Annotated in this window: 12 protein-coding genes; 6 read left to right on the plus strand and 6 right to left on the minus strand. The window is 64.9% G+C overall.

Annotated features, from left to right (window positions below):
- Positions 1-563: 563 nt before the first annotated feature.
- The 3 genes from rng (at position 564) to B3098_RS05195 (ending at position 3,124) form a co-directional block, all read left to right on the plus strand.
- A complete protein-coding gene (gene rng, locus B3098_RS05185; protein WP_286894699.1) occupies positions 564-2,027 on the plus strand; it encodes a ribonuclease G in 1,464 nt (487 codons plus the stop codon).
- Positions 2,024-2,293: a hypothetical protein gene (locus B3098_RS05190; RefSeq protein WP_286892201.1), complete on the plus strand. Its 270-nt coding sequence runs from the start codon at positions 2,024-2,026 to the stop codon at positions 2,291-2,293. Before rng ends, B3098_RS05190 begins: the two co-directional genes overlap by 4 nt.
- Positions 2,294-2,422: 129 nt before the next feature.
- A complete protein-coding gene (locus B3098_RS05195) occupies positions 2,423-3,124 on the plus strand; it encodes a DUF3053 domain-containing protein (protein ID WP_175125690.1) in 702 nt (233 codons plus the stop codon).
- 65 nt (positions 3,125-3,189) lie between these two features.
- Here B3098_RS05195 and B3098_RS05200 read toward each other — a convergent pair whose 3' ends face one another.
- From B3098_RS05200 to msbA, 4 genes are all read right to left on the minus strand, one after another.
- A complete protein-coding gene (locus B3098_RS05200; RefSeq protein WP_286892204.1) occupies positions 3,190-4,680 on the minus strand; it encodes a sensor domain-containing diguanylate cyclase in 1,491 nt (496 codons plus the stop codon).
- Positions 4,681-4,918: 238 nt separating this feature from the next.
- The gene (locus tag B3098_RS05205) at positions 4,919-5,146 is read right to left on the minus strand and encodes a hypothetical protein (protein ID WP_175125694.1); all 228 of its coding nucleotides are present in this window, start codon (positions 5,144-5,146) and stop codon (positions 4,919-4,921) included.
- 134 nt (positions 5,147-5,280) lie between these two features.
- A complete protein-coding gene (locus B3098_RS05210; RefSeq protein ID WP_218345051.1) occupies positions 5,281-7,086 on the minus strand; it encodes a monovalent cation:proton antiporter-2 (CPA2) family protein in 1,806 nt (601 codons plus the stop codon).
- 165 nt (positions 7,087-7,251) lie between these two features.
- The gene (gene msbA, locus B3098_RS05215; RefSeq protein ID WP_175138724.1) at positions 7,252-9,027 is read right to left on the minus strand and encodes a lipid A export permease/ATP-binding protein MsbA; all 1,776 of its coding nucleotides are present in this window, start codon (positions 9,025-9,027) and stop codon (positions 7,252-7,254) included.
- A gap of 103 nt (positions 9,028-9,130) precedes the next feature.
- Between msbA and B3098_RS05220 the strand changes: the two genes are divergently transcribed.
- Genes B3098_RS05220 through B3098_RS05230 form a run of 3 tightly spaced genes read left to right on the plus strand, consistent with a single transcriptional unit; the run spans position 9,131 to position 11,161 of the window.
- A complete protein-coding gene (locus tag B3098_RS05220; protein WP_279975622.1) occupies positions 9,131-10,099 on the plus strand; it encodes a glycosyltransferase family 9 protein in 969 nt (322 codons plus the stop codon).
- A gap of 19 nt (positions 10,100-10,118) precedes the next feature.
- Positions 10,119-10,883 carry a YdcF family protein gene (locus B3098_RS05225; protein ID WP_175138726.1) on the plus strand — a complete coding sequence of 255 codons (765 nt, stop codon included), beginning with the start codon at positions 10,119-10,121 and terminating at the stop codon, positions 10,881-10,883.
- Entirely contained in the window at positions 10,880-11,161 is a 282-nt protein-coding gene (locus B3098_RS05230; protein WP_414631262.1) for a YkgJ family cysteine cluster protein, read from the plus strand. The genes B3098_RS05225 and B3098_RS05230 overlap by 4 nt, the downstream gene beginning before the upstream one ends.
- 27 nt (positions 11,162-11,188) lie before the next feature.
- Here B3098_RS05230 and B3098_RS05235 read toward each other — a convergent pair whose 3' ends face one another.
- Together B3098_RS05235 and B3098_RS05240 are read right to left on the minus strand one after the other, a co-directional pair.
- Positions 11,189-12,337 (minus strand): glycosyltransferase family 4 protein, encoded by a 1,149-nt coding sequence (locus B3098_RS05235; RefSeq protein WP_286892210.1) that lies wholly within the window; start codon positions 12,335-12,337, stop codon positions 11,189-11,191.
- Complete coding sequence (locus tag B3098_RS05240) at positions 12,312-13,037, minus strand: polysaccharide deacetylase family protein (protein ID WP_286892212.1); 726 nt, start codon at positions 13,035-13,037, stop codon at positions 12,312-12,314. Before B3098_RS05240 ends, B3098_RS05235 begins: the two co-directional genes overlap by 26 nt.
- Positions 13,038-13,055 lie beyond the last annotated feature (18 nt).

Genomic DNA, 13,055 nt, shown 5'->3' on the forward strand with positions numbered 1-13,055 from the left:
TTTTTATCGCTTGTCAAGTCAACTTCGCATTTTGCTTTGCTTTCTTGCCGCGACCTCTTCAGGTCTCGCCAGGACTTTCGCCCTGCCCTAGCAGCTGTCGAAACATCAGGGTAAACCCTAATTTTTCAGTAACTGCCAAGCCGAAGACTATAGCACAATTTTTGCAGATCTTGCAACTGGCTTCTGCCTAATTTGCGTCGATCTTTGCAATAACCGCGGAGCGCTCATTTCTGATTGCCGTTGCGGCAGGTGATGCCGGGATGCCCCGCCTCGCCTGTTGCACTTGCTTGGCTTCGCGTCTCAAAAACTGTGTGAGCTGCGAAGGAGCGAGACTATAGCACAGAATTTTGCGCTGTCATGGCGGCGTCGCAAAATTGTTGTTGGCCTCTAAGGTTTTCAGCCGATCAGCCCTGCTCCCGTCGACAGCGGCATGGCTTGCGAACGGTCTTCCCTATATATATAGAGGGCGGCAGCCCCTGATGGCCGGGCTAGCATGTACGTTTACTATTCGCCTGTACGCCGCATCCATTGGAGTCAGACCCGTTATGCCCCCTGCGATCGCCATGAGCGAAGACATCCTGATCAACGTCACCCCGTTCGAAACCCGCGTTGCGCTGGTGGAACAAGGTTCGGTTCAGGAACTGCACGTCGAACGAAGCATTCAACGGGGCCACGTCGGCAACATTTATCTGGGGCGGGTCGTCCGGGTGCTGCCAGGAATGCAGAGCGCCTTTATCGACATTGGGCTGGAGCGTGCGGCGTTCATCCATATTGCGGATCTTCGTGAGAATCGCGCCGAACGCAGTCAAGGGCTCACGCCCACGCCGATTGAAAAGCTGATTTTTGAGGGACAGACCCTGATGGTGCAGGTGGTCAAGGATCCGCTTGGCACCAAGGGCGCGCGGCTTTCCACGCAGATCAGCATGGCGGGGCGGATGCTGGTGTACCTGCCGCACGATCCGCATATCGGGATTTCGCAAAAGATCGATTCGGAGTCGGAACGCATCCAGCTCCGGGAACGTCTGCAAGCGCTGATGCCGTCTGATGAAAAAGGCGGGTTCATCGTGCGCACGCAGGCCGAGGGCGCCAATGACGCTGAGCTGACGGCGGACGTGGAGTATCTGCGCAAGCTGTGGACGAGTGTGCAGGCGTCGGCCCGCACGCAACCCGCCCCCGCGCTGTTGCACCAGGACCTGACGCTGGCGCAGCGCGTGCTGCGTGACATGGTCGGGCCCGATACCGGGTCTATTCTGGTCGATTCGCGGACGACGACTGCCGCGATGCTGGAATGGGCGCGTATCTACACGCCGTCGGTGGTGGACCGCATCCAGCATTACAGCGGCGAACGGCCCTTGTTCGATACGGCGAATGTGGATGACGAGATTGCGCGCGCACTGTCGCGCCGGGTCGACTTGAAGTCGGGCGGCTATCTGATCATCGACCAGACGGAAGCGTTGACGACGGTGGACGTCAACACGGGTGGCTTTGTGGGCGGCCGCAATTTCGATGACACGATCTTCAAGACCAACCTTGAGGCGGCGCAGGCGATCGCGCGCCAGCTGCGTTTGCGGAACCTGGGTGGCATCGTGATCCTGGACTTCATTGACATGGAGGAACAGGAACACCGTGACACGGTGCTGGCGGAACTGAAGAAGGCGCTGTCACGCGATCGGACCCGCATGACGGTCAATGGCTTTACGCAGCTGGGTCTGGTTGAAATGACGCGCAAGCGCACGCGCGATTCGCTGGCGCACCAGCTTTGTGAGCCCTGCCCCATGTGCGAGTCGCGCGGCAATGTGCGCACGCCACGCACGGTCTGCTACGAAATCCTGCGGGAGATTCTGCGAGAAGCACGGCAGTTCAACCCGAAGGAGTTTCGCATTCTGGCTTCGCAGGAAGTGGTCGACCTTTTTCTGGAAGAGGAAAGCCAGCACCTGGCGATGCTGGGTGACTTCGTGGGCAAGCGGGTGTCGCTTGAAGTGGAAGCGACGTACTCTCAGGAGAAGTACGACATCATCCTGGTATGACGGCATCAGATGAATGCCTAGTCATCGGACTGAATGAAGAGCCGCGCGCGTTTGCGCGGCTTTTTTATTTCTTGCTTCACGAGATCCAAGAGGTCACGCGGCGCAAACGTGACGCCGTTGAAGACCACATCCTGGCCGGCGAGCCGGGCTGTGAACCGCACGGCGAGCCGTTCTTCACCGCGCTGCCCGTGCAATGCGATGGCAAATGTGACGAGGCCTACCTGATTCGCCCATACGCTTCAACTCGATATGTATGGATTTTGTGACTTAACGCTTCGTTTGCAATGAATTCTGAAACCGATGGCGGCGACTAAGGGTTATCGATAAGCTGCGGGCGCTTTGCCGGGTGGGTAACCGCCTCGGCGCTCTTCCCTAGTCAATCGGAGGTCATTGCAATGAAGTCCCTATTCCGTCCGTTCCTGGTGCTGATCGCGGCCCTGCCGCTGGTGCTGGCCGCCTGCGGCGACAAGGAGCCCGAACAGCGCGCCGCGTTCACGCAGTTCCTGCAAACGCGCATCGTGGACAAGCCGGGCGTGCGCGTGCCGAAACTGACGGATGAAGAGAAGAAGTCGTTTGGCGATTACGCGGCCCAATACGCGGTGATCACCGACTTCAACGCGGGCATGGACGCCTCGGTCAAGCCGTTGTCGGGGATCCTGCAGAAAGGTCAGGTGCGCTCGGTGAACGATATCGTGTCGCGTCGCGAGGACCTGAAGACGGTTCGTGCCGGTCTGAACGACATGAATGCGGCGCTGAAGGAACACCGTGCCAAGGCCGACGCGGCGCGCGCCCAGCTCAAGCAACCTGAAGACCTGAAGGTCGTGTACGACAAGGCTTACGAGAAGACCATCACCCTGCCGGCTGATACGTTTGCCGATGTGCTGCCGCAGATCAACGCCACCTACGACGTCGCCCTGAAGGTTGCCGATTACGTGGAAGCGAACAAGTCGAAGATCGAGATCTCCGGCAACAGCGTGTCCGTGACGGACCCTGCCGTGCAGGCCGAGCTGAACAAGCTGCTGCAAGAGATGAATGCACAGGCCAAGAATGTGCAGCAGGCCCAGACCCGTTTGCAGGCCGTGGTGATGGGCCGCTAAGCGCCGCTTCAATACCCGACACTGCGCATCGCCCCGCCGCCACCTGAAGGTGCGGCGGGGCTTTTTCATGCCGGCGCGGTTATCACGCCGGACGCCGCAGCCACCCGGTTGCGGCCGGATGCCTTCGCCCGGTACACCGCGGCGTCGGCGGCTTCCACAAGCGCCGCCGATCCGTCGTCTCCCTGTGGCATGGCCGTGGCCACGCCGATGCTGACGGTGACGATGCCGCCTTCGTTGTCCTCATGCGCAACAGCCAGCTCCGCGACAGCGCGCCGGATGCCTTCGGCAATGTCCTGTGCTTGTTCGAGGCCGGTATCGGGCAGCAGCACCACGAACTCCTCGCCCCCGTACCGGGCCGCCAGGTCGCGCGGGCGGCGGGCCATTTTCTGGAATGTGAGGGCCAGCGTCCGGAGCAGCACATCGCCCTCCTGGTGACCATACCGATCGTTGTAGCGCTTGAAGTGGTCGGCATCCAGAAACAGCAATGACAGCGGCGTGCGATCGCGCCGCGCGGCCGCCCATTCCACTTGCAGCGTGTCGTCGAAGGTGCGCCGGTTGGCGATATCGGTCAGCCCGTCTGTCTGCGCCTGACGCGCCAACTGTGCTTCGAATGCCTGCCGCCAGCGCATCTCGCGCCTGAATAGAACGATCTGCGCCATGACCGAAGCAAAGAGCGCCAACGTGATGGGCACGATCAGCGCGGCGCGCCGGACCCACGGTTCAAGCAGGTCGTCGACGGCCAGCGCAACGTCGATCACGAGCGGCGTGCGCTCGATGGCGTCGAACGCATAGAGCCGATTGACGCCGTCGTGCGCCAGCACCCCGACAAACGCGCCCTCGCGGCCGATCAGGTATTGCTGAAAGTCGAGCGGCACGTCGATGCCGCTGCCGGCGTCGGCGCTGGAGTACGGATTGCGCAAGAGGCCGGCGCCGTCGTTGCGAAAGACCGTGATGGCGTCGTGCGGACCGATGGACACTTCGGCAAAGCGGTCGCGGAAATATGCCGTACGCAGGGACCCGGCCACCACGCCGCCGAAACTGCCATCGGGGTTGGTGATGCGCCGGCTGATGGCGATGCTTTCATCGCCGCCGCGCAAGCGGCTGTTGTACGGCGGGCTGACGAAGAGTCCCGTGTCGTCGGCGTTCCGGTGGACCTGGAAGTAATCGCGGTCAGCGAAATTGAGTTTGGGCGGCGTCAAGGCCAGCGAGTCGTAGCGTATGTTGCCTTGGGCGTCGAGCACGACGATGGCGCCCAGATATGCGGCCGTGGCCGAACGGTCGAAAAGGAATCGGTGCAGCGATTGCGGGTCGAGGTCGGCAATGCCGGGGTCTTGCAGGCGCTCGACCACGCCTTGCAGCGAAAGGTCGTAGACGTGCAACGTACGGCCGATGTCCGCGGCGAGCACGCTGGCCAGGTTGCGGGCCGATACGTAGGCTGCTTCCCACGTGACGCGGCGATCCATCCATAACAGGGAGATGGCCGCTGCACAGATACCGATGGCGACGAGGCCGGCCAGCGCGTACAGCGTGCGGTGCACGATCCCGCGGGATTTCAATACGGCGCTCCTTCGCGATGGCGTTCGGGGTGGCGTAGTTCATCTGCAAGTTCTGCATGATGATGCCGGTGTCCGATGCCGGGCGCAAGGCATCGCCGCCCGGGGCACGGAACCGTGGGCGGCGATCAGCGCGGGTGGCGGTATTGATGGCGGGATGGGGCCGCAGGTGACGCGGCGCAAAGCTGACGACGGCCGCGGCGCGAAGCTGGTGACGGGCGCGGCGCGCCCGAGCCGGATTTCAGGAGACTGCGGCGGCGATGCGGAAGGGGAAGGCCTTGGCGCCGCGCGCCTTGTCGGTTTCGCGGTGGGCGTTGATGGCCCATGCGGGCCCCACCGCGCCGGCCTGCGCCATCAACTGGCGCGTCAGCACACCCGAGAACCCGCAGCGAAGCGTCATGGCCTGACGCCGGGCAAGCTCGATTCCGATGACGTGCGACGTGGTCGAATTACGGTCCGTTTGCAGCATGGCAGCCCCCTGGCAAAAAGCGCTTCCTGAGTGAAGCGTCATGCGGATTAATCTACCCTAGCCGTTTGATTTTGCGCGTGAAATGATGCGTAAAGTAATGCAAAGAAGCCGAAATGCGCGCCGAAAAACAACCGTCAGGCGGATGGACTTGCGGCGGCGTCGCCGGTTTCGCGGTCCGGCCGGTCATTTATGCCATCCGGTTGACCAGTCATATTTCCGTAGAGCAATGAGCGGCCGGCGAACAGCCCGCCCGCCACCTCGAGGTCGAAGCGTTCGGTGTCGCGTTGCCGGACGTCCTGGATGACCTCCTCGGCCTCGTCCGGGGGCACGCCGATGGCGCGCAACGCCGCTTCGCCGAACACCAGCGCCGATTCCAGCGTTTCGCGGACCTGGAAATCCACGCCCTCGCGGGCAAGCGCCAGCGAATGAATGCGGTCGTAGGCCCGCACCACCAGGCGCACCAGCGGAAATTCGGACTTGATGAGTTGCACCATATGCGTGGCGGCTCGCGGGTCGTTGATGCACACGAGGATGGCGCAGGCATTCTCGGCGCCCGCCGAACGCAGCATGTCGGCACGCGTACCGTCCCCGTAATAGACCTTGACGCCCCATTTCGCGGCAGCGCGAATCGCGTCGGTATCGGTGTCGAGGATGGATACCTTGACCCCGCGGGCCAGCATCGCCTGGGTCACGATCTGGCCGAAACGGCCAAAACCCACGATCAGCGCGCAACCGTCCAAGTCCCGGGCCACGTCCACGCCGTCCATGGAGGGCACGGGCTTGGGCAACAGCCAACGCAACGCCAGGACGCAGAGCGGCGTGAGCGCCATGGAAATGATGACGACCGCGGTCAGCACCGCGCCGGTATGCGCATCGAAGATGCCTTTTTCCGCCGCCGCGCTGTAGAGCACGAAGGCAAATTCGCCGCCTTGCGCCAGCAACGCGCACCGGGTGATCGCTTCGGCATGCGTCGCGCGAAGCAGCCGCGCCACGACATACACGCCCACGGACTTGACGGCCATGAAGACGACGACGCCCGCCAGGATGAGCGGCCATTCGCGCGCCACGGCCAACAGGTCCAGCGACATGCCGACGCCCAGGAAGAAAAGGCCAAGGAGGATGCCGCGAAAGGGTTCGATCTCAGCCTCGAGCTGATGGCGGAACGTGGACTCGGACAGCAGGACGCCCGCCAGGAATGCGCCCATGGCCATGGAAAGTCCGCCCAGTTCCATCAGCAGCGCCGCGCCCAGCACGACGAGCAATGCCGCCGCGGTCATGACTTCGCGCGCGTGCGCCGCGGCCAGCAGGCGGAACAGCGGATTGAGCAGCCACCGGCCGGCGGCCAGCAGCGCCAGAATGCAGCCGACCGCGATGGCCGCCTGCAACCAGGGATCGCCATCGCTGCCGCTGCCCGCGGGCGCCAGCAAGGCGGCCAGCGCCAGCAGCGGGACGATCGCCAGATCTTCGAGCAGCAGGATGGAGACGATGCGCTGGCCCTGCGCGCTGGTGGTCTCGTCGCGCTCGGCCAGGATCTGCATCACGATGGCCGTGGACGACAGCACAAAACCCATTGCCGCCATGAACGCGGCGGCGCCCGACAGGCCGGCCAGCAAGCCCACGCCCGTGAGCAGCGCGCCGCAGACCAGGACCTGCGCGACGCCCAGCCCGAAGATCTCGCCGCGCAACTTCCACAGGCGCGACGGCTGCATTTCCAGGCCAATGATGAACAGGAACATCACCACGCCTAGTTCGGCGACGTGCAGGATGGATTTGGGATCGGAGAAAAAGCCGATGCCGAAGGGACCGATCGCCAGACCGGCGGCCAGGTAGCCCAGGACCGAGCCCAGCCCGAGGCGTTTGAACAGGGGGACGGCAATCACCGCTGCGCCGAGCAGAACGACGACGTTAAGGACTTGATTGCCTTCGGAAGGCAGGGCCATGGAGCGCTCCTGGTTGCATGGCGGGCCGAAGCGCCTGGGACGCCGCCCAGCCCGCTACGCACGGGCTGGGGCCATTTTCCGGCAAACCACGGGATTGGCAAACAGGAACTTCGGCAATGAAAAACCGCCCCGAAGGGCGGCGGCTGGGGAACGACGCGCGACGGCTCAGTCTTCCCGGAACTGCATCTTGTACAGCGAGGCGTACAGGCCGTCGGCTGCCAGGAGTTCGGCGTGCGGCCCCTGTTCGACGATCCGTCCGGCGTCCAGCACGATGATGCGGTCGGCGTTCTGCACGGTGGACAGGCGGTGCGCGATGACCAGCGTGGTGCGGCCCTTCATCAGGCGCTCCAGCGAGGCCTGCACCTGGCGTTCGGATTCGTTGTCGAGCGCGGACGTGGCTTCGTCCAGGATCAGGATGGGTGCGTTCTTGATGAGCGCGCGCGCGATCGCCAGGCGCTGGCGCTGGCCGCCGGACAGGCGCGCGGCGTTTTCGCCCACCGGCGTGTTGATGCCCTGCGGCAGGCCTTCAACGAACTCGAGCAGGTTGGCGGCGGCGAGCGCGTCGCGCACTTTTTGCTCGCTGGACTTGCCCAGCGCGCCGTAGCCGACGTTCGCCGCGATGGTGTCGTCGAACAGCACGACGTCCTGGCTGACCAGCGACAGGTGCGAGCGTAGGCTGCGCAGCGTCAGGTCGTCGACGGGCACGTCGTCCACGAGGATCTGGCCACTGTCGGCCAGCACGAAGCGAGGCAGCATGTTGACCAGCGTGGTCTTGCCGCTGCCGGACCGGCCCACGAGGGCGACGGTCTGGCCGGGTTCGACCACGAAGGAAATGTCGTTGACCGTGTCGCGGTCGGCATCGGGGAAACGATGCGACACGTTGCGGAATTCGACCTTGCCGCGGACGGGTTCGGGCAGTTCCTTGGTGCCCGTGTCGTTTTCCGGCACCTGGTCGATCAGCGTGAACACGCTTTCGGCCGACACCAGCATCTTCTGCATGCGGGCGGCCACGTTGGTGAGGCGTTTGATGGGGTCGAAGATCTGGGCCAGCGCGGCCATGAACGAGGCGAAGCTGCCCACGGTGAGCGAACCGCTGTTGGCCTGACTGAGCGCCACGGCGATGACCGCGCCCACTGAGATGGAGATGCAGACCTGGGTCAGCGGGGTCAGGGCCGCGTCGGCGGTGGCCGTGCGCATGGCGAAGCGGCGCAGGCGTCGGCTGACGAAATCAAAGCGGCCGCGTTCGACGTCGTAGCCGTCGAACAGCTTGATGACGCGCTGGCCGTCGATGCCTTCGCCGACCACGCGGGTCAGCTCGGCATTCATGTTGACGGTTTCTCGGTTGATGCGGCGCAGGCGCTTGATGAAAAAGCGCGAGATCATGACCGAGACTGGCAGCATGACCAGGATGATCAGCGTCAGCACCCACGACATATAGAGCAGGACGCAGATCAGGGCGATGACCACCAGGGTTTCGCGCACCAGCACCGTGATGACGTCGGTGGCGTAACCGGTAACGTTGCCGGCGTCGATGGTGAAGCGGTTCAGGAGGCGGCCGGTGTCGCCGCGCTTGAAGTCCGCGTCGGGCAGGCCCAGCAGGCGCTCGAACATGTCGCGCCGCATGCCGAGCAGCACGTTGTTGGCCACCCAGGCCAGCAGGTAGTCGCTGAAGAAGTTGCAGATGCCGCGCAGCAGGATCAGGCCGACGACCGCCAGCGGCAGCGCCCAGACGTAATACGGTTTGGCGCCCGAGAAACCGCCATCGAGCAGGGGCTTCATGATGACCGCCAGCACAGGCTGCGTGGCTGCGGCGCCCGCCATCAGCAGGACAGCCGCCAACAAACCCTTCCAATAGGAACCCACGCGGCTGTAGATCCGGGACCAGAGTTCGGATTTGACGGGTTGGGAGCCCGCTGGCGCATTCCGTGCGGCAGAATTCAAAGGGATCACTCGCTTTTATACAATTGTGCCCAGGATTGTACCGGCTGCGCGCGTGCGCGCCGTCCCCGCCCCCTTAGCCCTATCCGCGCCCGTGCGCCCTTCCATGTCCGATATCAGTTGCCTGTATGTCCGCCTGCCCAACTGGGTGGGCGATGTCTGCATGAGCCTGCCCAGCCTGCGCGCCCTGGCCGCAAGCGGTCTCCCCCTGGTGCTCTGCGCCCGTCCCTGGGCCCGCGATCTGCTCGATGGCGTGGACAAGCTGGATTTCATTCCCATGCGAGGCAAGGTGGGCCCGGACCGGGCGGCCGTCAGTGCGCACCGCCGGGGGTTGGGTGCGCAAGGCCGCCGCGCCCGCGGCCTGCTGCTGCCGGATTCCCTGTCCAGCGCGCTGGTGTTCCGCCTGGCCGGCGTGCCGTCGGCGGGCTATCGCGACGATGGGCGCAGCTTCCTGCTGCGCTGGCCGTTCGCCAAGCCCGCCCAGCCGATGCACGCCGTCGAGTCCTGGCATCACCTCACGCGCGAAGCCCTGAACCGCTGGAATCTGCCCAGCGGCCCGGCCACGCCGGGTCCGACGCTGGACCTGCCGCTGACGGCGGCGCACGAACGCGCGGCTGGCGAGGCGCTGGTCCAGGCCGGGCTGGACGGCCGGCCCTTCGTCCTGATCGCGCCCACCGCGACCGGCTTGCACAAGGGCCGGATCAAGGTCTGGCCGGGATTCGATACACTGACGCGCGCCCTGCAGGCCCGCGGCCATACCGTGGTAATGTGCCCCCCTCCGGCCGAAACCGACGAAGCCCGGCGCAATGCGCCCACGGCGCAGTTGCTGCCCCCGTTGGGACTGGGCGCCTTTGCGGCCTTGACCGCGCGGGCCACGCTGGTGATCTGTAACGATTCCGGCGTGTCGCACGTGGCGGCGGCGGCATCGGCCCGGCAGCTCACGCTGTTCGGCGTGACGCAACCGCAGCGCACCGGCCCCTGGTCCCCGCGCGCGGTGTGCGTCGGCTCCGACCAGGCGTGGCCGTCGCAGGAAGAAGTGACACGGCAGGCCGAGCGCCTGCTGGATGGTACGTAGTAATCAGGACAGTCTCGAAATGACCTTTTCCAGCTATCTCACGAATCTGATCATTCCCTTCAACTTGTGCATCACTCTGGTGGTCCTTGGCCTGGTGCTGGGACTGTTCCGGCTTCGCAAGATCGGCTTGACCCTCGTTGCCGCGGGTCTGCTCTGGGCCTTGGCCTGGTCCTTGCCCGCCACGTCGCTATGGGCCGGCGGCGCCCTGGAGAACCGGTATCCGCACAAACCGCCCACCGAAATGCCAACGGCAGACGCGATCGTGGTGCTGGGCGGCAACACGGCAAACGGCCGCGCCAACTGGTTCCTGCCCTATGACAAGGACACGGCGATCGTACGCGTGGACGCGGCCGCCCAGCTGTATCTGGCGGGCCGCGCGCCCAAGGTCCTGCTGTCCGGCGGCGCTCTGGAAGGCGACGTCAGCGAAGCCCGCGGGATGGCGCACGCGATCCGCCAGCAAGGGGTGCCGGAGTCGGCGCTGATCCTGGAAAACGCCAGCCGCACCACTTACGAAAACGCCACGCTGACCGAGGACCAGCTCAAGTCCCGCGGCATCGGCAAGGTACTCCTGGTCACGTCCGCGTTGCACATGCCCCGCGCGATGGCGGCCTTTTCCAAGCAGGGCGTGGAAGTGATTGCCGCCCCCGCGCCGCCGCAGATCGTGGCGCCGGCTGACGGCTCGCTGTCGTTGTGGCTGCCCGACGAACGTACGTTCGATGCCAGCCGCTCGATCGTGAAGGAATACGCCGGACTTTTTGTCTATTGGTTGCGCGGATGGGTATGAGCTTGGCCGCCGCCGCGCTGGAATGCCGCGCGGGATGCGGCGCCTGCTGCATCGCGCCGTCGATCACGCGCCCCATTCCGGGCATGCCGCACGGCAAGCCCGCGGGCGTGCCCTGTATTCAGTTGCTGCCGGACATGCGGTGCGCCATCTTTGGCGACCCTTCCCGCCCGGACTTCTGCGGCGGACTGCAGCCGGAACACGAGATGTGCGGCTCGGACCGCGAACACGCCATCCACTGGCTGGCCGACCTGGAACGGGCGACAGCGCCGCACCACTGAAAACGGGGCTCGCAGCCCCGTTTTTTTTCAGTTGCGCTCAAGCAGCACCTGTTCGTACAGCGCCTCGAAGCGCGACGCTACCGTCTCCCAGCTTTGGTCCCGGGCGATTTCCAGGCCGCGCGTCGTGAGCGCTGCGCGCAGCTCGGGGTTCGCCCCCAGGCTTTCCAGCGCCTGCGCCAGCTGGGCGCCATCACGCGGGTCCGACAGGATGAGCGCGTCAGTGCCCGCCGTCAGATACTGCGCGAATCCGCAATAGACCGGGGAGCTGACAATGACCGGCAGGCCATGCGACATGGCTTCCAGCGGCGCCATGCCGTAGCTGTCGTTCAGCGTCGGATGGGCGTAGATGTCGGCTGCGTTGAAATACTGGCCGACGTCCGACGTAGGATCGATCAAGGTGACACGGGAGGCGACGTCGCCCGCGGCGCGGACTCGATCGCGCGTGGGCCCGTCGGCGCCTACGACCAGCAGCTTGTATTGGGGTGGCAGCAGCGCCAGCGCATCCAGCAGCGCCGGCAAGCCTTTGCGCAGCGGATTGCGCGCCACCAGCAGACAGCCGATCGTGTCGGCATCCCAGCCCAGCCGCGCCCGCAGGGCGGCGCGGGCGCCGTTGCCGTCCGGGGCCGGCAGTTTGACGCCCGGAGCGATGATGTCCACGGGAAGCTGCTCGCCGTAGCTGCGGTGGAGCTGGTCCATGATGAGGCCGGACACCGCGACCACGCGGCGCCGGGGGGTCTTGCGCACGCGCAGCCATTCCAGCGTCAGATAGGTGGCAAGGCGCGGACTGAGCCAGGCGGTCAGGCGCTGCAGCGGCTTGACACGGGTGACGTGGTTGTAGCGGACCGGCGTTACGTGCATGACCTGGATCTCGCCCGCCCAGCCGTTCATGTGCGAATGCACGATGTCGAAGCGGCCGCGCGTGAGACGGTCAGCGCGCCAGGCAAAATACAGCACCCGGGTCCAGCTTGGGAGCCAGGCGGGAAACCGCACGGGCAAGAAATCGAATGGCAGATCGCTGTCGAAGTCCCGGGCGACCACGGTGACGTCGTGCCGCTGGCCCAGCACACGCATCAGCTCGACGCCATACGCCTCTGCGCCTCCGAAACGATTGCCGAAGCGGTCCACCAACAGCGCAATGCGAAGCCGCCGATTATGGGCGCCGGCGGCTGTCTTCATACCGGGTGAGGCACTTCTGGAGAAAACGGATGATGTTGGTGGAGCGCGCCACCGTCACCCGCGCCAGACCGAAGGGATCGTCGGACGCCGCCGCCAGGCCGCGCTTGGTGAGCGTGGCATTGTCGTATCCAGCCTCGCGCGCCATGGCCTGGTGCTCCGGGCCGTGGTCGCCGTACGGATAACAGAACGCGGTGACCGGCGCACCGAGCGCCTGTTCGAGCTCGTCCTTGGACTCGACGATCTGGCGCCGCGCTTCTTCGGGCGCGAGCTCGGGAAGATGGACGTGGTCAAGCGTATGCGAACCGACTTCATTGCCCGCCTGCGCCCATTCCCGCATTTCCTGCACGGTCATCAGCGGCGAAAACGGGATGCCCTTCTGGAGGTCCCACACGTTGCCGCCGTCGAACTGCCGAGCCACGAAATAGTTGGTGGCGGTGAACCCCAATTCGCTCAATACCGGCATCGCGTTGTGATGCACGTTGCGAAAGCCGTCGTCGAATGTGATGCCGAATACCTTGCCCTGGCGCTCGCCACGGACATACGGCATGACGTCGCGCATGGACAGCCCGCGGTAACCGAGCCGGCGCATCCAGCGCATCTGCCGAGCAAAGCTATCAGGATGTACCGTCAATCCGCGAAACGGCGTGCCCTTGGGGTTGGGCTCGCCGATCTGGTGATACATAAGGATTGGAATAGACATAGCTCGACATTATATGGG

Source organism: Achromobacter sp. UBA2119 (genome assembly GCF_002331005.1).
GTDB lineage: Bacteria > Pseudomonadota > Gammaproteobacteria > Burkholderiales > Burkholderiaceae_B > Achromobacter > Achromobacter animicus.